The sequence below is a fragment of the bacterium genome, from assembly GCA_021108215.1.
Taxonomy (GTDB): domain Bacteria; phylum Oederibacteriota; class JAAXVQ01; order JAAXVQ01; family JAUVAV01; genus JAIORK01.
In genome coordinates, this window is the sequence record JAIORK010000008.1 from 101,216 (window position 1) to 126,386 (window position 25,171).

The 25,171-nt window shown below is 50.2% G+C and carries 1 protein-coding gene; it reads left to right on the plus strand.

Translation table 11 applies throughout. The features are described 5' to 3' along the window. Positions 1-99: 99 nt before the first annotated feature. The coding region (locus K8S19_01885; protein ID MCD4812435.1) for an NTP transferase domain-containing protein at positions 100-25,171 on the plus strand (25,072 nt) is incomplete at its 3' end.

Here is a 25,171-nt window from a genome sequence, read left to right on the forward strand (position 1 = left end):
TCATAAATTTGACTCACCTTTTTTTTTGTGATATTTTAGTAATACGATTTTCCACGGATTTATATTTCAAAATCCTTGAACAAAAGGAGTGCTTGCCCCATGAAAAATATTTCTTTTTTTCCAAAAAACAGTATTGAGGTCAAAGACGTAACATCGATGCGATGGTGGCGTCATCCCATCCGAAAAAGTCTGACGCGCGTGATCGCCTTGTTGGTGACCATAACATTTGTGTTTCCGTATCTGACCTGGGCGTTTGAAGCGGATGCGTATCCGGCCGCAGGGTCAGCGGTGACGTTCAATGACGCTAAGGTGGAGATACCGGATGACTATGCGATGACATTGGATGCGAACCAGGGGCAGGCGCATCTGATCGTGCATGTGCAGGATCTGCATTGCAACTACGAGGTGCAGAGCAATATCGCGAATATTATTGACTATATGGCAGACAAACACGCGTTGAAATTGGTGGCATTGGAAGGGGCATCCAAGCCGGTCAATACAACGCATCTCTCCAGTTTTCCGAATGAACAAGTGAAAAAAGAAACCGGGCAATATTTTATGCGCCAGGGCAAGATCAGCGGTGCGGAGTATTATGCAGCCACCGGCCGTCACAAAATCAGTCTGAATGGTATTGAAAAAGCGGAGTTGTATGATGACAGCCGTGAGATGGTGATGAGCTTTTTAAATGATGAGAGCCAGGGTTATATTTATGATTTGTGTGACCTGCTTGATGAGATCAAAGGCGGCATTTACAACGATGGGCTGAAAAAAATTGATGCGCAAAAGCAGGCCTATCGCGAAGGTGATACCTCACAATTGAAGTATGGCGCTTTTTTATGCGGGGCGGCAAAAAAGCAGGGGATTCATTTGGATGCCTATCCGCAGCTGTTGGGATATGTTTCGAAGCGGCAAAATATTATTCCGCAAGATGTTGATCCGGATTTGGTATACAACCAGGTGGATGCACTGGACCGTGAAATTCGCAGAACGCTTTACACCGACAATGCTCAGCAGACCTTGGATATATTCAAACATCGTTTGGAAGTGATGGAAAAGCTGTTGAATATTTCCGCCACCCCGGAAGAATTGATTGAGTATCAGAGCAATCCGCAAGCCTTCCGTGTGGAACCCATTGTCGCATTTATTCAAAAGTATGATGCCATGGGTGACCTGGGCATGGATTTGGAAGTATTTGGTCTGGATACCTATCTGACCAAGGTAATGAAATTTTACCATTTGGCGGATTTGCGTTCGGATGCATTTGTGGAAAATACCCTGTCGGATATGAAAGCCGAAGGCACCAATCTGGCGGTGATGGTAACCGGCGGTTTTCATACTGAACGTGTTTTGGCAGTGATGAAGGCAAGGGGACTTTCTTATATTTCGGTCCGGCCGCGTATGACACATGAAGACTTGGTTAATCCGTATTTCGCATTGTTGCGTAACCGCCGTACGCCGTTGGAAAAATTGTTGGCTGAAAATCAGAATATTCTGGCTTTGGCACCGAGCTTCCCGCAGGTGGGAGAACCCAACACCGTTTTGAGCGCCCAGGATGAAGCCGTTCAGCCGGAGAATGTCAGGATCTTTTTGAATCTGATGCGAATGGTATTGCAGGAAACCGAGATTGCAGCGTTGGTGGAAAATGGTCAGACCACACTGGCCGGTCTGCGTGAGTCAGCCGAAGCCAGCCAGGCAGCCTATCCGTATGCCAATGAAATCCAGATTGATTGGGAAAATGCTCAGGCCAGTGAAAATGCATTTATCGTACCGTTTGCCGGATTGAATGTCTCGGCTGTGATTTTGCCCAAGGAGGCCAAGACGGTTGAAGGCGTGGCTTTGGCAACAATTGAGGGTGAGGGAGCTTATACGGTTACCGTGCTGGACAACGCGACGGTTGCCAAAACGCAGGAAAGAATTTTAAGCACCGGAACGCGTGTGGCTGGAACCGGTGTGCGCGGATTGTTGATGCCGTTGATGAGCCCGGCAGCTGTGATGACTGCCGGCGGCATGGTGATTGCAGCGCTGCAGCCGGTTGCCGGCAACGCCTTTGGTATCGGTAATATGATGAGCGGATTGAGCAATATGGTGAGCGGAATTCGTGGACCGCAGATGCCGGGCGGGCTGAACAATGCTTTGCGAAATCTTCGCGCTGCCAACAGTGAAGCCGGATTTATCTCGCGAAATCTTGCCATCGCACTGGGTGGATTGGCGGTTGCAGGTGTGGGCGTGTATGCATTGATTACATTGGGGGGATTTGCCCTGCTGCCGGTAGCGGCGATTGTGGTCGGTGTGGGGATATTTGCATTTCCGATTATAAGGACGGCGCTAAGCAGAGGCCGGGAAACTCAAGCTGCAGCGAAGCCGGTGGCAGCCCAGACGCGGATCGGAAAAATAGTGCAAAGTCAGGAACCGGATCAGACTAAAACAGAACTCAACACATATTTATATACAATTAAGAATATGCAGAGCAAAGAAGTATTGAAAGCGGAAGTGAAAGAATATGCGGTCGCACTGGAGGCAGGCGAGTTTGTCAGTGACCAGCAGGCGTTGGCAGTGCTTTCAAGTATGCTGGCCGCAGCCTATCAAAATCAAAATGTGGCCAATGTCAGTTACCTAATTCAGGCCTATGTTCTGGGAAACGATGTGATTACAGGGCATTTTGAAATGGATCGGTTGGATGCAGCCAATGTACTGGCGCATGCGACGGTCAGTCCTGAGATTACCGGCACCATCGGTGAACACAACACGGTTGTGCAGGAGACGATGGTTGATTTGTTGGCTTCATCCCTGGTGCAGCTATATGCTTTTGATGCCGAAGCGATGTTGACTAAAAAAGGCCGTATCGCGCGCGGCCATCGTATTAAGGGATTTTATGCCAACCTGGAAAGCAAACTGCAAAGCAGCCGGGCGGAAGCAATCGCATATATGCGGGCCAATATTAATAATCCTGATTTATTGGATCATCGCATGGCCGGAGAATTAAATACCATCCAGTTAACCAGTCGTGTTCTGTATCAAGTGGCCAATAGTAAGGTGGATATGAATAAACTGGTGGAAATGGGCGCTGACCGGACACGGTCATTTGAATTTCGCGGAGCAGTGAAAAACGTTGTTTCCATGAATAAAATAGCGGCGATTCAGGAGCCGCTCACCGTTTATATGACCTTTGCAGCGTATGGTGAGCATGCCAGAATGTTTAATGAAAATTTTCTTTATCATAAATTTGAGCAGGTTAAATTACTGTCTGAAGTTAATCCTAAATTAAAAATGGAAATTATCATTAGTGATGATGAATTTGCCAATACCTATCCTGCCCAGAAAATTAGCGGAAAAGATGAAAACGGCCGGGACTATGAAGAGCCCTTGGGATCAGTGAATATTCATATGGGGGAATTGTTCGGTTTGTTTACCGAGGCATTGACCGGCAATGGCAAGCAGGAAGCAGATGTTCATAACAGCTGGACATCTGAAATAAATGATAATGTGCGTTTGAGAATTGTGGATGTCGACAGTGCGATAAAACGCGAAAAAGCCGATCCCGGAAGCGTACCGGTGATGGCGGAATACATTAATGAAGCTGCCAGCCGCAAGGGCGGGTCCATTGCCTATGCATTGTGGCTGGGCGAGCAGCTTTCGCAGCAGAATCCTGATCGGTCTTTTGTTGCGTATACGGATGCGGATATTTCAACGGACTTGCTGCAAACCGGCTTGCTGGTGGAAAAAATGCTGGACGGTGCCGATGTCACCATTGCCAGTACGGAATTATCGGATTCGGTGATGGAAGGCAAAACCGCCGGCCGTAAAGTTCAGAGTATTGGCATGAATACTTTTTCAAATGGATTGTTGGATTTTAGTACGCAGATAGCGGCGATCTATCATTTGGGGAATGGTGTGCTGAATATACTTGGGCGCAAAGCCATTGCACCCAAGTGGGGAGGACGTATTACAGATACACAGCGTGGATTTAAAATGTTCACCCCCAAGACACTCCGCAAAATGATGGAAACATTCACTCAGTATCCGCAGGAAATGGCCATCGATACATCGTTGTTGGTGCAATTGAACAATATTGGCGCGAGAATTGACGAAGCGGGAATCGCCTGGAAACCGCTGGAAGAAGATTCCACCACCCGTCCGGCGGATGGTGTGAATATGTTGTATCGCTTGTTTACGCAGCGTATCGCGTATGTGCTGCCACGATTAAGCTTTGGTAAACGATTGGCGGCAACCTGGGTTGTTTTGTTGGCAGGCGCTTATTTGAAATTTGCTTTACGCGCTTTTGAACCTGCCAGCCATCCGTTTAAAGGCAAGGCCATCAACCGATTTAAAGCGGAAATGGTTGCCATGGAAGCGAAAGCGACCGGCAAAAGTGTGACGGAAATAACAGCAGAGATGAATGCTTATTACAGCCGGGCAGCGATCGGGGATGCAACTGCCGAAGCCTATGTGGAAGAATTCAAACAAAAAGAAATGGAACGTGTCAGCCAGGCGGAACCGGAAAATGCGGAAGCGATCATCGCGAATTTGAATAAGGTGAAAGTCAAAGCTTATGGTGTAAATGGCATGGTCAATTCGATCATTTTGACGAATCTGTCTTTGTTCGGAGGTCGGACGCAGGAAGTTAAAGTGGCCCTAACCACCAAAAATATCTTAAAGGAAATGGGACTGCTCAAGCTGGTCATGAGTATGTTTTTAGGCGGCGTGGCTGCTTTTGGAGTTTTGTCCATTGTGCTGGCAGGTGTTACACCGGCGGCAATTATAACGATAATCACGGCCGGCGTTTTAGCGTTTTTACCGGCTGTTACCGCGATGAGGAATATCCGGTCCATTAATGTATCGGCATCGGCCAATGAATTGGGACAAAAAGTAATTACAGAAGTGCGCAATCTGGGTATTGCCATCCCGGAAGATACAGCCATTGAAATCCGGGTGGGTGAGTTGAAATCAACCGGTAATAATATGAAAGAATTGGCCAAATGGGATGCGTTGACCAACCGCATCACTGTCAACCGGGAATTGTTGAAAAAAGAGAATCAAGCGGTGTTGGCCGGAACGCTTGCGCAGCAATTGGCGCAGGTATTTGGCGAAGAACTGGATTATGCTCAATTATATGAGATAGGAAAAAAAGTGGTTGAGAGACAAGGTCTATCGGTTGATGAATATATGGAGAGCCAGCGTATTAAGATTGGCTTGGTTTCTGCGTATGCCGGTCAGGGCGGTCTCAAAGAGTATGTAAATCATCTCTTAAATGGTTATGCGCATTTGGTAAAGGATGGACTTGTCAAAGTCGAAGTTTTTGGTCATACCACCGATCTGATGGAAAAGGATAAAATTGAACAAGGTGATAAGGAAAAAGGTCCCGGGTTGGTAGGGTTTGGACCGGACACAAAATTAGGCGGCTATGCTACTTTGACGGAACAAGTAGAAATGGCGCGAAAGATGTTTCAGGAAAATTTAACCTTGAGCGGTCGGACAGTCGCAATTTTGGACGGGACAGGCCGGTTACCTGCGGAGACTACCGGTGTTTTGGTTATTTCGCAGTCAGATGTGCAAACAGCTATTCGAAAAGGTGAATTGATCCGCGGCAATAAAGACAGCTATCGCAAATGGATTGGCGTCCGGGCCGAACAAGCCCGGGTCAATATTGTCGTGCGGGAGGGATTAGCGCAGGATGCAGAGCTTTTTAGCTCCCAACAGCAGGCAGATACCCGCAATATCCTGGATCAGAAATTTATTGGCGAACAGGAAATTACCAATGAATTTGGTACCGTGGTTAAGTTTGTTGTTACGTTACCAGAGGTGGATGAGCGTACGGTGAAAATAAATCTGGCCTCCGGTGAGAAAGTTGGCGTGCCGGTGCGCATCAATCGTGTTACACGCTTTAACGTCACCAGCAATGAGCAACTGATTCAGTCTTTGGCTGAACGCGGGGTGGATATTGTCAATTTTCAGTGGCTGATCACTTCGGCGGTAGATGCGGCGTCCGGTATGTTTAATGCATTTATGCCTGCCGCTGTACGGAAAATTGCTAATATTCCTACCACGGTCACCATGCATCATACCGCGTATACGATGGATATGGAAGCGGCGGGTAAGGTCCCGGATCTTAAATCGAAAGCAATCGTCATGGCAGGATCTGAATTGATTGAAAACGCGTTGTCAGCGACGGATCAGGTCTATGTGCTGCTCAATCGTTATGTGGATGCTTATCGTGATATTCGCAACATTCGTGCGCGGCGTATGCATCATGGCTATTTCAAACTTAAATCAAGGGTAGACCGGAAAGACGGTAAACTATTTATTGGGTCGGTAGGTAAATGGGGTGACTATAAAAAAGTTGAAGATGTGGTCCAATCATTGCAGGAAATGTTTAAACAGGATGCTTCTTTGAAGGGCAAGGCAATCGGTTTGATCGGCGGGGGAGACAACCCGAATGCTCTGGGCTATACCAAGTACATGAAAGAGTATTATCGCAATCATCCGGAAGAAGGTGTTTTGGTGATTGAAGCACGGGAAGTGGTTGAAGCGATCAGGGCTAAAAAACTTTTAGCAGATGATACGGATAGTTATCGTCAATGGATTGCCGGTCGCGCCAAAGAAGCCGGTGTGAATATTGTTTACCGTCCTGGATTTATTGAAAATGCAGAATTTGGACCGATCAATGCAGCCTATGATCTTAGCTTGCAGCCGTATCGGGCAACAACCGGTACTTCCGGTCCGGTACATGAAGCAGCGGGTTATGGCGGTACGCCGACCATTACATCCCTCCAGGAAAAATGGGCGGATGACATGGGTGATTTGCGAGAAGAGGGTATTTTCATCAATGGTATTCGTAACATTGAAGTGACTGATGAAAATGGCAAGAAAAAAATGATGGTGAATGTCCAGGCATTTGGTGCAAAGCTGGTGGAATTGGCAAACAACCCGGAAATGCGGGCAGAGCAGGCAGCGCAAAATTATGCGGCCGGCAAGATATTATTGCCTGTGGATGTTGCGCAACAATACTTTTCGGATTATCAGCGGATATTGGGCAAGGATCAATCGGATGTTGTGGTTGGGAAAGTAGCTTCTGACATGTCATCTCGCGCACCACCGACCGGTATCCGTTTTTGGGTTGGTTTTTTAGGTGTTGGGCTGCGTCTGGTACCGCGTATTTTTGTATCGGTTACCAATACAATTCAGTATACAGCCGGGCGGATAAAGAAGTTCGCGTTTAGTCATGCCAAGGGAGCCAAAGCGAACGAGACAAAGTTTGCTGAAACATGGGATGAAACCCAAGTTGTGAAATCCCGTAAACGCCAGATTTTGGCTGCTTCCGGTATTACAGCTGCTGCATTTGGTTTCTCGTTGATTTCTTATTTCAGTCTGGGCACAGCCGGCCAGGCGCAGATATTGAGCAATGTGACAACCTTTCTGGTCAATAACCAGCAATATTTAATCAATGGCGGAATCTTCGCCGTACTGACGGCGTTACAGGATATTATTGGACAGAAATTATCAGATCGTCCCACCTTCAATTGGAAACAGACATTTTTCTCAGCCATCCTGGGCGGTACGGTAGGCGTACAAGTCGCGCTTCTTTTCACTGCAATTGATTGGGCGTTTCCGCTGACCGGGATTGCAGATTCCAATTTCTTTAAACTTTTCGGAATGAACGAGATACTGAGTGTTTTACCCGGAATAACCATCAAGTTTATCCGTATGTTCGGTGCCCTGGTTGCCGGACTCATGATTTCGCTGGAGTACAACGTACTGACCATGATTTTTGGGAAGAATCTGGGGAATTACACTGTCAAGGACCAGGCGATCAAAGCAGTGGACTTTAATATATTAAAGTCCCCCTTTGCCCTGCTGTGGGGATTTTTTAATCAAAATTATTCCCCGGCAATCATTTCTGTTTTTGGCATGGCGTTTCCTTTTAGGGCGGCGGCGCAGGGATTTTACGATTTTCTGTGGGGCGGGATTCAGGCCTGGGCCTTCAATGCGCAGGAGCCGCTGCGGTATAAATTACAGCGTCTGCTTTATCGTGTTACCGGGCGTGGTTTCACCAATGAAAAGGCAGCGTATGGGATGATTGCGGACGGTCGTGTGTTAACGGTGAGTGAATTTGCCGGATTGGTCAACATTAATGAGGCGGCGGCGAAAAAAGCACTCGAATATCTGGCCTCGCCTTTGGGTGAGAAAGTGGAAATGGGTGGTATTGATAAAAAGATCGCAGCCGATGGTCAAGAGGTCTACTATCAGATCAAAGCTGCTGATATGTCTAAAGCGCGCGTGGTCATTTTAGCCGGCGGCGGCGGGGAGCGGGTTTGGCCGGCCAGTGACGGCACCTATCCCAAACAATTTCAGTCTTTTTCCAAAGACGGTAAAACCATGCTGGCAAAGACGGTTGCGCGTGTCATGAGCATGGGTATTGCCAAAGAACAGATTTTGATTGCCACGCGTTCATCATTTGTAACTCAGGTTCAGGAATCATTACCCACTGATTTCCCTGTAGAAAATATTATCGGTGAACCGGGAAAGAAAGATACCGGTGCAGCCATTGCCCTAAATTTGGCGCATATGGAACCTGGCACCACGGGTGTGTTTTTACCGGCAGATCATGTTATTTCAGAGCATCTCACCGGCGCTGAACAGGCAGAAGCGCTGGATACATTCCGTCAGGCAATTGAGGCGGGTGTGAAAGCATCGCAGAATAAGGAACGTGTGGTCTCGACCATTGGTATTCGCCCCAGTTATGCGGCTACCGGATATGGTTATATCCAGACCGGCGACCAAACAAAAATGGGTGTGGATAAAACCAATGTATTGCAGGGAAAAGGTTTTCAGGAAAAACCAAAAAAAGACGTAGCAATCGAGATGGTGCAAAGCGGCGATTATGTCTGGAATGCCGGTATGTTTGTGATGCAGCGTGACTTTGGACTCGAACTTTTTGAAAAACATGCGCCTGCGATTTCTCAAGCTATGGACGGTATCCGGAATCGGTTGAGTACTATCGCAGAGCTCCGGGCGCAACAGCTTGGTGATGGCTTTGTTGAACCTCGGCAAAGAGCGATTGAACGAAATCAGCGTGAAATTGCCGAGCTCTATAATGGTATTCCCAAAGAAGCGGCTGTTTCGGTTGATTTTGCGATTATGGAAAATCTTAAGCAGGAATTGATGACCGTGGAAGGGACTTTTCCCTGGTTTGATGAGGGAGACTGGGGTTCTATGACTGAGGCCAAGGATCAGGATGGTAATCAGGAAATCGGACCGGGCCAAGTGCGGCTGGAGGGTACGCAGAACACCGTGGTTTATGCCGGCCAAAATATCAATGTGACTGTGCGCGGTTTGGATGATCATGTGGTGGCAGTCAAAGACGGTATGGTGCTGGTGATGCCCAAAGCACTTTCGGATAAATTGAAAACATTAACCGCAGAGTTAAATACGGATGCGGCAATGAAACAGTTTGTTGCCGGTACGGCGTCGGACCGCGGAGCCGGATTGGTCCACCAAAAGGATTCTGAAAACAGCCGGGTGGATACGGATAACGGGTTAGTGGCGCTTTTTGGTGTGACCGGTGTGCGGGTAAAACAAACCGGTGACCGTGTGATTGTGGAAAAGGATGTTGCGACCGGAATCACCCGCCGCGGACAGCGCGGTTCGGCAACCCTGGATTTTGCCATGCTCTTGGGTGGGATTGGCATGATTGGTTTGGGTGTGTTTCTTGGCATTACCGGTGCTGGATTGATGATGGTGGTCGGCGGATTGGCAGCCTCGCTCGGCGTCGCGCTGGCGGTTATGCCGGCATTGTACCGGGTTTGGCAGAACCGGGGTGCGGTGAAGGCCGAGACCCGTCTGGAAAAAGCACTGGATACGGCTACGGGAATTGCGGCGATTTCAGGTTTTATCTGGTTGGGTGCGGTGGTGCTGGGGTCAGTGGTTTCCATGGTAGGTTTCCTGATTGCCACTCTGGGCGGGAGTCCGGATGTTTTTCAATTGGTGGAATTTGTCTCAGCGTATGGTTATTTGGCGATGACCGGACTCTACGGCGTGGCCTTGTCCAGTTTTGGTGCGCTCTATGTTATGAACAGGATTAAACGCTGGTTTTCCGATGGTCTGACAAAAGCATCCTGGACCAAGAACAAAGCACTCAAATTTGGAACCTCGGGCCTGCGCGGTTTGGTAACGGATATGACGGATGCTGAGTGCTATATAAATACTAAAGGTTATGTTGAATATTTGATTGATACCAACCAAATTAAGCGCGGTGACACGATCACTATTGGCGGTGATCTTCGCAGCTCAACCGACCGGATCATGGAAGCGGTGGCACGCGGTGTCTTGGACGCAGGCTGTAAGGTGGAAAATATCGGTAAGGTGCCGAGTCCGACTGTCATGTTCCATGCCATGCAAAAGGGGCAGGCCAGCGTGATGGTGACCGGATCGCATATTCCGGATGACCGCAATGGCATCAAATTTAACAAAGCGGATGGCGAGGTCTTAAAAGCGGATGAGGCAGGTGTTCTTGCCTCAGTGAATAAGGTTCGTGCAGAAGAAGTCGCTAAAAATGTACTTAAAAGTAATTTTGACAATGAAGGCATGCTCAAGGCCGGTGTGGAAAAAGCTCTGGGAAAAGAAAATACTGCAGCCTATACCCAGTTTGTCAGACGCTATCTGGATATTTTTCCGGCAAATGCGCTTAAGGGGCGGAAGATCGTGGTGGAACAGCATTCCGCTGTCGGGCGCGACATGCTGGTCGAGATTCTGGAAGGTCTGGGTGCCGAGGTGGTCGCAGCGCAGCGCAGCGAGGCCTTTGTTCCCAAGGATACGGAAAATATTACCCAGGAGACGCGGGATAATTTTAGAGTACTGGCCAAAGAGCACCAACCCTTTGCTATTGTCTCGACGGACGGTGATTCGGACCGGCCCTTTGTAGTGGATGAAAATGGTTTGTTTAACCGTGGTGATGAATTGGGTATTGTGGTGGCAAGATTCCTGGGTGCGGATTTTGCAGCCGTACCGATCAGTTCGAATGACGCAGTGCTTAATGTGCTGGGGAGTGAAAGCGTACCACTGCAGCTGACCCGGATTGGATCACCGTATGTGATTGCAGCCATGAATGAGGCCATGGCCCAGGGGAAACAACGGGTGGTGTCCTGGGAAGTCAACGGCGGATTTTTGACAGCCAATGACATGGAAATCAATGGCAAAATTCTGAAAGCATTGCCCACACGGGATGCCATTCTGCCGATTATTGTGGCACTATTGGCTGCGCATGAAAAGGGAAGTGTCTCGCAGGTGTTTGGTGAATTGCCGCAGCGGTTTACCCAGGCCGGGTTGCTGGATAATTTCCCACAGTCGGTGAGCCAGGCATTGCTTACCATGCTCAAACCGAGCGATGGAACCATCCTGCAGGTGAATTATCTGATAGGCACCATCGAGGTGGAGCGCAGCGACGGGAGCAAAGAGTCCATCCCCATGGATGGGGAGCTGGCGAAAGAAATGCTGGCAGTGAAAGCGACGCTGGAGAATCAATATTTTACTTCGGAAAATGGTTTCGGCGAGCTGGCCTCCATGAATTTTATTGACGGTGTGCGGATGCGTTTTTCAAATCAGGATGTGGCGCATATTCGTCCGTCAGGCAACGCACCGCAGTTGCGGATGTATACTAACACGGATTCGCAGGAACGGGCCAACCAGGTCGTGGACCAGGGGATTGCAGATGGCGGCATTCTGCGTCAGATGGAAAAAGATTTGAAAGGTGCGGATCAGACAACAACGCGCCAACGCAGCGGCGAGGCGGGATTTGTCACGCTGCCAGTGATGGCATCTGTTGCCGGTCTGGGTATGCTGGCAGGAGCAATTATTTTGGCAATCGGAGCCGGAACGCTGATTATGCCGGCAATTATTTTGGGCGCGGCCGGGTTTGTGTTTTTTATGGGAGGTATTTTATTCGCGCTGCGTGATAACGTCCTGGGAACTCGGGGATTTGTGAATCAGGTCCGGGTCCGGATCAATGGCAAGCGCGCCAACATCCGGATTGATCTCCATCAAGCTGAGACAGTGAAAGGCGCGATTGTTCCGCGTTTTGTCAGTAAACAACAGAATTTCACACTTCGGTTTGAGGATCGTGCGTTATCCGGGAAATTGCTTGAAGTTGAAGGGAAAACCTACCTGAAAATTGGAGAGCGCTGGGTTATGGTCCAGCAAACCGATTTGAATACCCTGCCCCTGGCGGAATTGGTCAACAGCGAATTGTTGTTGGGCAACCCGGGGTTGCGTACTTTCCTGGGGATCAAAGCGGTGACAGCGGATCATTTGGCAATGAAGCTGCCGGAAAATATCCGGGCAGTCACTGAATTGCCGGGTATTGCAGAAACCCGCTATGACCAAACCGTGATTGATGATGCTTTGGAAACCCTGGCAGCAACCGATTTGATCCGTCTGATGGAAAGTGATAATTTACGTACGGAGCATTTGGTTGATTATCTGGATGGCCTGGCAGTGATTGCCGGCAAACAAGCGTTGCATTATGATGAATTCAAAGTCGCCATGGACAAACTTCAGATTTTTCTGGGCATTGCTCCGACGCTAATGGGGTTGAACATATCCCAAGAAATGCAGGCAGATGCCGGCCAACTGATGGTCTATTTTACCAAATTAAAAATGGGCTATCCTGAGCTGCTCATGGATAGAATAAAACAGGATATAAGCCAGATAAAAACCGAAGTGGACAATATGGGGACCATCGTGGATGGCAAGACCGGTGCCATTGCGGAAGGCGACCTGGTCAATGTTAATTTCCTGGATGTAACCCAAAAACAGGATTTGGAAAATCAATTTGCCGCCCAGGGAATTAATCCGGCAGACTATAAAACCATTGCTGAGATCGGCATTGCCGGTCAGGGCAGCCGGATTCTCAAAGATTATTTCCGGCGCAACAAAATGGATACGCAAGTTTTCCCGGCAGCAGATGCTTTTATGAATTACCTGCGCGGCAAAGGCGTGGCAGGCAAAGCGTTGGCGGCCAGGCTTGCCAATCAAACGTATACCGGTCTTATTGGCATGATGGCGGCGCGCAATCCGGGTGCCATCTGGATTGGCGGGATGCCCACCATTCAGTCGATTGAAAAATTAGTAGGCAAGGGCCGACGGATTTTAACCCAGGCAGTGGTCCACTACCTTAATTTGGACGGGACATTTCAAAAGGAAAAAGTCGATGTTGGGGGCCACGGATTTTTGCCCCGGACCTTGGCCAATGATGCGGAAGCATTGGTCGGCATGATTGAGCAAGGCGCGGTCTGGGAGCATATCCAGGGCGATGATCTGGGCAATGAATTTAACTCGGGTGCCATGGCCTGGATGATCAAGACCGGGCAGACGCCGTTCTCGCCTTTGGTCACACCCCAGGAAATACATTTTAATGACCGGTTGGCGAGTATTGTCCGTTTGGTTGAAGCCGGTCGGACGGTGACCATAGCCGGTAAAAAGGTTGCCGCAGTTGAGGGGCGGGTTATTGTTCTGGAAGATGGTGTCCGTCTGGATGTGGAAGCGGAGATGGATAAATTCCGTCAGGACCGGGATGCCATGAATGCAATGGTAGCCCGGGCCGGCGCCCTGAAAGCCGATCCAATTGCACAGCGGGACAGCATCATTGCGGCCATGACGTTTTTTATGGAAAGTATTTATCAACCGGTTGCAGCTGTGAATTATACGGCGGACGGTAAGACCAAGCCTTTATTTGCCTATTCGCAAAAAGCCGGCGGCTCACTCATTGAAGTGGCCGGCGGTGCGCGGTTTGCTGAACAAAGTAATTATACGGATGAAGTAACAATGACCAACAGCCAGGGACGAACATCCGCCTTTCCGCGTAATGTTTTCCTGGCAATTATGCAGCGTGATTTTAATACGAACCATTTCAGCGTTGATCCGATTGCGATTGCAGCCAACCGGGACAGTGAGATTAAAAATGCCTATCATGCGTTTCTGGAATATGCCCAGGTTCTCCGGGAAAATCCGGCTGCGCTGGCAAAGCGGCGCCGGATTTTGGAAGAAAAGGTGGCGGCCCGGATACGTGTTATCGGGACAACCGATTGGGCCTATCGCGGTCTGGCAGTGGAGCGGCTTATGCTGGCGGTTTTCCCGATTCCGTGTGAGTACAAGGGTAAAGGTGAGACAGCATTTATCAAGCTGAATATGATGGCCCAGGATGTAATTTCATTTGAAGCCATGCTGGCATTGAGTAAAACAACTGCTGAGGATATCACGCTTGATCAACTGGATGAGATTATGCAGAGTGCCGGCAGCCGGGAAACGTTTGCGGATAAAGCAGTGGTGAAAAATGAAATGTTTAAGCGGTCGGGAATTGATTTGGCACCGGCGGATGGTTTGGAAAACATTCCCCGTTTTAAATCGATTATGGTGGATATGAATGATTTTACCCAGGCCAAGGATGATTTTTCCCAGGTGAATTTAAGACTTAACCCGGTGGTGGGTAATTTCTTTGATGACACGTTGGGTGATCTGCAGCGCCAGGCCTTGACCGGTATCTGGTGGGCACAGGAAGCACAGCAACTTGGTTTGATTGGTGAGAAGGCACAAGCAGTATTCCAGGCAGTCTGTCAAGCAGTGGTTATCAATGGGCCGAAATTGGAGGACAATGCCCCGGCTCAGGAAAAAATAGACTATGCGAAAAAGCTTGAATTGCTGCATGCGATTCGCGAATTAGTGTTTGCTGAAAATATTGCACAGATTTATAACTGGAGCAAACTGATTGACGAGAGTACGGATACACCTTCCGCTGAAACAATGCTGGGTTATTCTGCGCAAAAACCCGCGACCGTGGTGGCGGCGGTTACGCCGCAAACACCGGCGGAAACAGTGCGGAAGCTTAATTTTGTTTCGCGTCGCAATCTGGCAGTGGCGGCAGTGGGCGCGATTATTGCCGTCTCGATCACAGCGACGATTTTAACCGGAACACCTGAGACAGCCAACGGCGCTGCCTTGCTCGGCTTCTGGCGGACGATTGAGCCGTATGCGCTCTCCGCGCTGACCGGCGGCGCCATGGCGGGGATTGCCGATGCCATCGGACAAAAATTATCCGACCGTCCGGCAAACAATCGGAAGCAGACCCTGTGGGCGGCGATTATTGGTTTGAGTTTTGGCATCCAGACCCAGTTGATTTTTCAGTTTATTGATTATGCCGCACCTTTGGCAGGTTGGGGTGCTTCCGGGCTTATTCAATCGCTGGGATTGACCGGCACAATGGTTGGCTGGGATTGGGCTGTGCCTTGGGTGCGCATGGTGATGGGAGCCGGGACAGCCATCATGATGGTTGAGTACTGGGTCATCACCACGTTTTTTGCCAAGAATCTTAAGACGTATAACTTTAAAAATGAGGGTAATAAATTTATTGATTTCTTTATTGCCAAAACACCGATCGCGCTGGCCTACAATTATGCTTTACAGAATTTGGTGCCGATGAGCTTGGTTATGGCGGCATTTATTTTGCCGATTCGTTCCATTGCCCAGATTGTCACAGATCAGATTTTTGCAATTTTACAGGCGTGGGCATTTAATCAGTCTCATCCCCTGCGTTATTATGCAGCCCGGGCGTTTAATCGTCTGCTGGGGCGTACACCGCAAGGTCCGGGTGCGGATGAACCGCAGACCCGGTTTGGTCAAATAGCGCAGATAAAGGAGCACGAAACGAAAAAAGCGGCCATGAATGATCTGGCCTGGCAGGTGCGGCAGATGGAAAATTCCGCACAGTTTGATGAACTCATCCGGGAATTTGATCAGGCCCTGGCAGCCGGAGAATTTACCAGTGAAGGCGAGTCTCTGGCGGTTTTGGCCAGTTTGCTGGCAGCAGCGTATCAGACGCCGGCCCTGAATTTTGAAGGTGCTGTGGAACTTGAAAATCTTAATGAAGATGTAACCAAGAAAAATGAAATGCTGCAAGCAGCGGACCAGGTTGCCCGTGCAACCACGGATGAGGCCGCATCCCGGGCGCTCTCAGCTGCCAGTGAAACCCTGAATCTTTATACCGTCGCCCTGCTCTCTGAACCAACGCTTAATCTTTTTGCCTATGATGCGGTGCAGACCTTCACGGCCGGTGATATCGCGCGCCAACAGAATGTGACCAAATTTTATCAGGAACTGGAGAGCCGTTTGGCAAGTGATCGCAGTGCTGCGGTTGCTTATATGCGTGAGCATCTGACAGATACGGAACTTTATGATCAGAAAAATCTGGCGGAACTCAATGGTCAGCGGGTCATGAGCAGCTTGCTGTTTAATGTTTCGCAAAGCGCGGTGGGTTACGCTGTAATTGAGAGCGTTGCAAAACAAGACGGAGCGTCTTACTGGTTTAAGTCGGCTGACAAAAATGTTGAATCCATGATCAAGCTGACGCAGGTGAAGGAGCCTACCACGGTCTATATGTCCTTTGCGGTCTACGGCGAACAGATGCGTCTCTTTAATGAGGATTTTCTGCGCATGAAGGTCCGGCAGATGCAGGAATTAATTGATATCAATCCTAATCTGCGGGTTGAATTTATCATTAGTGATGATGAATACGCCACCGCATTTCCCAAAGCCGCCCAGGGCATTCAAGTCCATTCGGGCGATGTGATGACACTTTTCCTGGATGCCATGCTGGAAACTCCGGGGCAGGAAACCAACGATCGTTTTGGCGCCTGGCGTGCACAAGCTCATGAAAATATGGGCTTTCGGGTTGTCAATGTTGAGGCGGCGGTTCAACGGGAAATAGCCAATCCGGGCAGCGTGCCGGTCATGGCTGAGTACGCAAATGAAACCCGGAGCCGCAAGGGCGGTTCGATCCAGTATTTGCTCTGGATGGGCGAACAGCTGTCGCATGAGCAGTCAGACCGTCGTTCTTATGTGGCGTATACGGATGCGGATATTTCCACGGACATGATGCAGACCGGTCTTTTGATTCATGGCATCCGCGAGGGCGCCAGCGCAGCCATCGGTACCAGCGAGGCAAGTACATCCGTGCTGGCTTCTAAATCTTTGGGGCGTAAGCTCAAGAGCCTGGTTTACAATATTTTGGTTAATGGTTTGCTGCAGTTGAGCAGCGCCACCATACCGGTAACCGGCCGGATCACAGATACACAGCGCGGGTTCAAGATGTTCTCGCCCGGTGTTTTGCAGCGTATGCACAGCGCCTTTACGCAATATCCGCAGGAGATGGCGATTGATACGGCGCTGCTTTCTCAGCTTAGACTTATGGGCGAACCGATTGTGGAAGCACCGATTGCGTGGCTGGCCTCGGAAGCTGAATCAACGGTTCGTGCTCAGGATAACAGCGATATGCTTTATCGTGTTCTTCAGCAGCGTCGTGATTATGTGCGTCCGCGTCAGATGGGTGCTCAGACCGGCTTGCTTAAGCAGGCGGTCGGATTTGTCTGGTTGATGGGCGGCGCGATGATGCTGCGTTTGCTGGTTGCGATGATCAACACGGATCGTCAGCTGCATGGCAGTGCGATTGCCAAATTTAAACAGGTCATGATCACGGCGGAGGCGGACGCCACCGGAAAATCAATTGAGCAGATTGAACAAGACATGGATGCCTTTTACAAGCGGGAAGGTATTGATACGGAAAGTATTGAAGGCTATATCGCGGATTTTAAAATGAAGGAACCCATCCGTTTGTTTCAGGCTGAGGCAGATCAGGCGCCGGCTTTGGTTTCACAGATTGAAGCGATTACGTTGAAGGACTATGCGGTTGGCGGTATCACTAAAAATATGACCCGTATCCGTAATTTGTTTCAGATGGGTGACTATAAGGTGGCGGTCGGGAAAATCCTTCGCGATAATCTGCGCCAACCGGAAGCAATCAATGCGATTGAACTCAATGCGGTTGGGAAGCAAGTTCGGGCGCAGTTGGCAGCGCAGGGTATTGCTGTACCGGCCAATGTGTCGTTTGCGTCAGCCGGTCTGAAAAAAACCGGGCGCAATCTCCAGGAATTGAGCCGCTGGTCGGATAGTCAAAATCGCGTGCTGGTGGCACGGGAACTCTTGCGTTCGGAAAACCAAGCTGTTTTGGCCGGTGTCCTGGCCCAGCAGCTGGCCAAACAATACGGCGATGAGATGAACAAAATTGAACTGTATCAGTTGGGACGCAGCGTGGTTGAGGGAATGGATCTTGAGGTCCGGGAATATGCTGCCAGCCAGCGGATTAAAATCGGTGTGGTCAGTGCCTATGCTCACTTAGGCGGATTGAAGGAATTTGTGAATCATACGCTTAATGGCTACGGTCCGCTGATCAAAGACGGTGTTGTGGAAGTGGAAGTCTTCGGACATGAGGATGTCCGTAAAGGAAAGGCTTTGCCTGAAGTGGATGTGCGTAATGTCAAAGTCACGGCAGCCGACGGCTTCAAGACAACCGTGCCGGTGCGTATCAATCGCGTGACCAAGTTTAATGATTCCACAAGTATTGAACGCGTCGGTTATGCTGTGGCGCAGCGCGACTGTGATGTTGTCAATTTCACCTGGCTGCTCACCTCGGCGGCAGATGATCCCAAAGGTGTTTTGGGAGCATTTGCACCGGCTGTCATTGAAAAAATCGCGGGTGTGCCTACCACCGTGACCATGCATCATACTGTGCATACCATGGATCTTGAAGCCGGCCAGAAAGTGACGGGTTTTGTTTCGAAGATCAAGGTGGTGGCGGGTTCGGAATTAATTGAGCGCAGCCTTGGTTTGGTTTCTCAGGTGTATGTATTGCTGGATCGTTATATTGATGCTTACCGTGACAATTACGGCATCCAGGCACGGCGCATGCATCACGGATTTTTCCAGTTGAAAGAAGATCTGCCGCGGGAAGATGATATGGTTTTTATCGGCTCGGTGGGCAAATGGGGCGACTATAAGTTGGTGGAAGATCAGGTGAAGGGACTCCAGGAGATGTTTAAACAGGACACCAGCCTCAAGGACAAGGCTATCGGTCTTTTGGGGGGCGGAGACAATCCCAATGCGCTTGGTTACACCAAACGTATGGAGGAATTTTACCGCAGCCATCCGGAAGAAGGTGTGCTGGTGATTACCGGTGCCGAGGTGGTCGCTGCGGTGGAGGCCGCCGGGGATATGGATATGAACAGTTACCGCGCCTGGATTGCGGCCCGTGCTGCTGAGGCGGATGCGACCATTGTTTACCGCTCCGGATTTATTGAAGATGCCGAGTTCGGACCGATTAATGATACCTATGATATCGCTTTGCTGCTTTACCGCTCCACCACCGGAACTTCCGGACCGGCGCATGAAGCCGCCGGTATCGGCGGGACGCCGATTGTGGCATCTTTGCAGGAACCGCGTTATGACGATCTGGCGGATTTGCGCCAGGAAGGTTTGTTTGTTAACGGTGTTCAGACAGTCGAGACCACGGGTCCGGAAGGCCAAAAAGTGATGATTCCCAACGCGGAAGAGTGCGGCAGTGTCCTGGCGGAATTGGTTAAAAATGACACCATGCGTCATGAGCAGCAGGCACGTAATTTTGCCGCCGGTCAGAGTCTGGTGCCGGCGCGCATTGGGGAACAATACTACAATGATTTTACGCGCATCCTGAAAATGGACCAGGCCGACACTGTGGTGGGAAAATTGCGCACCAGCCGGAGCACACAACTGCCTGCGCGCGGCGCCATGTTCTGGGCACGCTTCAGTGTGATGTTTGTGTTCAGCTTAGGGCCGCGTATCGTGGCATCCATTCTTTCTGCGGTTAATTATGCGCGCGGCAATCTGGTGGGGATCGCTTTTACCCGCCGTGCTTACGATCAGATTATGCAGGGGAAAGAATTGACCGCTGAGGCGATGGCACAAGAGCAGGGTATTTCTGTGAAAAAAGCCCGCCGCGCTTTAGAGAAAATGGCATCTGTAGAAGCCGAAACTTCGCATCATCCCGGCGTGGACCGTGTGGTACGCGCCGATGGTACTGTGGCCTATGTTTCGGTTGGTTATAAAAACGCGAACCTTAGTGAATTGCGTAATGTGGTTAAAAAGAACCTGGGTCCCAAAGAAGCACTGGTTATCACCAATGGCGGTGATGATGTGATTGCGGAACAAAAATTTCAGTCCCAGGCGAAATCAATTTTCCGGAAAGACGGCAAGGTTGCCATTATGGCGCATCCTGAGGTGGTGCGGCGTGGTCAGTTCCAGGGTCTTTTAGATGCGATCCGGAGCTTTGTCAAGCGTCATGGAGCCCTTGATAAAAATGATGTTTCCGTGGGGATCATGATGCCCGGCAAGGGCACACGCATGAGTCCGCTGACCCAGCGTGCATTTGGGATCAAGCCTTTTTTACCCATGCTGGTCCGCTCCTCGCGTACTGGTGCCTGGTTCTCCGGTGCAGAAGCCTCGCTCTATACATGGAGTCTGGTGGCGAATCATCTCAAGCGCATGGGATTCAGAGGGATGGCCTGGAAATGGGGGGATGAACCTCAGATCGCAGCCAACCATATGGCTGCTATGAATCTTGAACTTTCGGAAGCGGACGCGGTCCGTTTTGGAGCTCAGACAGTGATTACCGAAGATCTGGCTGCCAACAAGGAATGGCTCCATGTGGATGCGAAGACCGGTGAATTTAAGCAGGTCCGGCGTCGTTCGCGTGATGCCTTGCTGGAACGGTTGGGGGTTGAGGATACGGTGGATGCCAAGGCATTTGTCCATATCGGCAGCCCGGCCTTTTCGTATACTTTCCTGGAAGCGGCTGAACAGGCGTTTAGCGATCTGACCGAGGGTTGGATTGATGTGGATGGTTATATTTTTGAAGCCCTGACGCAGGACCAGGCAACCTGGAATGCTGAAGTTGCCAAAGATTCCGGATTGCAGAAGGTCTTGTCGGATTATCCTGATTTTTACGAACGTGTCCAGAATATGAAGGCGATTATCAATGCCAAGCGCGGCCGCGCAGCAGATTCATCACTCAATATTCAAGTGATTGATTTTGGTGAGGGTCTGTACTGGGGTGATATCGGCCAGCTGGCCAAAGCCCGTGATACGCTCTGGGCAGTGAATGACCGCACCGGGAAAAACGGCGAGTTTGCCCGGCGCATGGCTGCGATTGACCATATTAAACCGGATCAATACGGCAACATTGTAGTGGGTGACTCACGTGTGCCGCAAGACGGCAGTGTGCGCAACAGTGTGATTATTAATACAAAAATTCACGGCCAAGCCGCCATCAGCGGCGCAGTGCTGGTGGATAGCGAACTTAACAATGCATCCATTGCCCAAGGCGCGGTTGTCTTTGAATCCACCGTGGCTGATCTCACGATGGGTGAAAATGCATATGCTCACGGCTCTGTGGCGGAGACGGTCGATGTTCCGGCGCAGTTTGTGCATACCAGTATGCCGGTTAATCCGAAAAACACAGCAGCGGGTCTGGAAAACTGGATGGCGGATTCCCGTGAAAATGTTGGTAAGGGTAATTTATATGAAAAACCCCAGTGGGGAAATTCCATGTCGCTCCAGGCCAAGTTTGATCAGATGCGGCAGCGCGAGGTTATGCCCGATGCTATTGAAGCGGAGATCAGCATTATCCGCGAACAGATTGCACAGCAGTTCCGGAGGGTTGATATAGACCAACAGGGTCCGGGAACGGGTCAAGGCCGGTTTGGCAATATTCGTGTACTCCCCATCATTGTTGGCCTGGGACTTGCCGGTCTGGGTATTGCCGGTGTGATCACGATGGCATTGCCCCTGATCTGGATCGCGCCCATTGCATTGGTCGGAGCGCTGGTGGCAATAATACCGGTGACTTTGCCGGGCATACGGCAGATGTTACAGAATCGGCCGGTCTGGACGATTGTATCTTCTCTGGTACTATTGCTGCCCATGCTCGCATTGACAGCTGTGCCGTTTCATGGTGTGTTGGGTGAGATAATTATGCCCATTGTTGAGACCACGGGATCAGCCTGGGTTTTCTTTGGTTTGTTTGTTCCGTTCCTGACATTGTATATGGGAACCACGGTTTTGGTGACAGCCAGCCTGATTGGCGGGGTGTATGGTGTAATAAATGTTCTGCGCAGTTCGCGCAGGACATCCCGGACAAAGGACCAAACACGCCAACCGGGTCGCGGCGAGGGCGGGTTTATCAACCTGAATGTGTTAGGCTCAATCGCCGGTGTTGCGGCAACTATTTTAGGTGTTGTGATGTTGGGAACGGTGGGACTCACAGTGGCATCCGGTTTGACAGTGGCGCTTGGGCTGGGCCTGATCGGGATCGTTTTTTTGAGCAACCGTTCCAAGCTGGGTTTGATATCCAAACTGGTGATGGCATTTTTAGCCAGCGGCGGGTTGGGCTTGCTCATGAGCCAGCCGGCTGTGAATTATACCCAGCAGGAGCGTTTTGCCATTGCGCAGCGGGATTACAGCAGTCTTTCAGACCAGGCATTGACACGCTACATGTTGAGCCAATCCAAGATTTCGACAGTGGCGTTTGCCTTTGTGGGTGAGCGGATTAAAGGCAATGCCCTTAATGGTTTGATTAAAGGGTATATGTCTTATTATGGATTTTATACCGGTGCTAAGGATATTGAAATTTTCTCTTCGCCGGACCAACTGGATATGGTGGATCGTGGAGATCTGCCCGCACCGGCGGCATATCATCATGCCTGGGGACACTCGGTGGTAGAAAGTCTGGATCGTGTGCTGGAAACCAAGCATGCCACACAGACGCATTACACAATTCATTGGCCCAACTGGGACGATTATTTTTCAATCAAAGAGGGCGGTCCGGGTGTTGCAGACAGTCAGGACTTCCTGGCGTTCCATACAGACCGCGCCTTGGAAGCTGAGGTCAGAGCGGAAGAACTGGCTTTGCTCGACCGGGCAGCGCAGTCCAATACGGTGATTTTAATGGAGACCACCATTGGCTGGCGCTCTGAACAACTGCTGGATAAGACCGGTCGTTCGCGCGCTGATTACATGCGTAACCTGATTGCTCATGTGCGTAAATTGCAGGATGCCTGGCTGGCACAGAATCCGGACAAAACACGGGCGGAGGCGCCGATCGGCATCACACTCAATCCCTGGCATCTGGCCATGGATGTTTATGGTCCGCAAATTCAGCAATGGATCAGTGAAGGCAAGAGTGCGTCGGAAATTCGTGATGCCTTGTTGCCATTGATGACGGAATTTTACCAACAGACGCAGGGGATGGTACAACGCTTTTATTTCGGTAATTCAACCCTGACGGATATGAACCTGCCGGTTGAACTTCAACGCGGCCGGATTCTTGCGGCTGAGGGGATTGTTCCGGAAATGCAGCTTTTCCGCATGGTGCTGGCGGATAATTCTGAAATTGTCAACAACAGCACGATGGAGGTTTCTCCGCAGGCAGCAGTCCAATCGCTGCAAGGCGAGCAGGCGGCTCAAGAGCGGCGCAGCGCAACCGTGAGTACGGTTGTGCTGGCCATCGGCGGAGCATTGCTGACTGCCGGATTGGTGGTATTTGCCGTGGTTGGATTAAGCGGCATCGCGGCCGGGCTGGCGATTGTCGGTGTGGCAGCCCTCACCGTGCGCAGTATTTTGCGGCGTAATCGTGTTCGCAATAGTTATCCACTCACCAATGAACAAGGCACACTGGCTGCCACAGACCGTGAAATCCTGCGGACGGTTTTTCAACAAGGCGGTGTTTCATTGAGTTGGACCATGGTTATGAACAATGTTAAAAATACTGTTGCGCTTCGAGGCTTGCAAGCTTTGGTGCCGTTTTTTGTCCGTTCTTATATGTGGGTAGCGGGACGCTTTTTAGGCATTCGCAAGGCTGAGATTTATGATGACGGTGTTCAGCCTGAAATAGCTTTGCGCATGGCACGTAAAGGTAAACTTGCGATCCAGACCATTCACAGTGCGGCCTGGAACGAGACGGTTGATCAGCTTTATCCCTTGTTCAACCGTACTTTTGAACCGCAGGAAGAAGCCAAAATGATCTTCCATACCGAGCTGATGAATGATTTGATCAGCGATTTTAAGGTCAAAGAAGGCATGCAGGGTGCAGACCGCATGGATGTGCTCATGGCCATGGCCGAGCAGGCACGGGCCAATAATATTCAACTATTGATTGAACCGGTTTTTGAATTGACCAAGCAGAGCAGTCTGGCTAATTTTCAACAGTCGGTGGAAGAAGTCCGTGCCTGGCGTGAGGCTTGGGCAGTCAAATATCCGGGACAGGAAATTCCGATCCAGATTGTATTTGATGCGTGGCATTGGGTGTCGGAGTCACGGCCTGAACTTTATCAGCAGTATTTCCAGGCCAAGACCCATGGTGAGCGCGATCAGATTCGTGCTGAAGTTTTGGAAATAATGACTAAGACATTTGATTCTCTCCAGGATATGGTGGGCTGGATTCATATCACCAACGTTAATCCCAACATCAAGTCAGAGATGCTGACTCATGGCGCAACCTTGTTCGGGAATGACACTTTCCTGGCCAATCGGGCGTACCTGCGGCATATTCACGCGCAGCGGCCGGACCTGCTGGGCAAGGTGACGCTCGAACTCGGTCCTCTGTATTTTTTGAGGGCCTGGTTCGGACACGAAGCAGCCATACGTCAAACCGGCAAGAGCCAAAAGGGTAGCGCGCTTAATTCGGATGGATTCAGCCTGAGCGGTAGGGGGCGTAATATTGTAGGCGGTCTGACAGTGGTGGCCGGTGTTGCTGCGGCACTACTGACAGGCAGTGTTTTTGCGGCTTTGCCGCTGGCATTGATTACGATTGGAAGCATGCTGGTTGCCGTACCGGTTATTATGAATTTCTTCAAAGGACCGCATGCATTTCGCGCCATGACCGGCTATATCGCAGGTTGGGCAGCTACGTTGGTGGGAATTGGCCAGATGGGACTTGTCATCGCCCTGGGGACTTATTTCCAGATTAACAATCCTTATGCAGCATTTGGCATGTTGGCACTTTCTTTTGTCACCATGAGTTACTTGCTACAGGGGGCCAGAGCGTACGTTAATACCGGGGGTGCAGTGCGCGATGCCATGCTGGAAAGTTCACTGAAAAGCTACTGGCAGACACAATCAAAAACCAGTCACAATAATTTTGCTGACTTGAAAAGTGATGCAGCTGCCTATCAAGGCTGGCGCAAAAATATTCCAACTGAGGCCATGCAGCAGATGCGCTCCCAGGCGCGCAACGATGCGATTGCGTGGTCGAATGGTATTATCG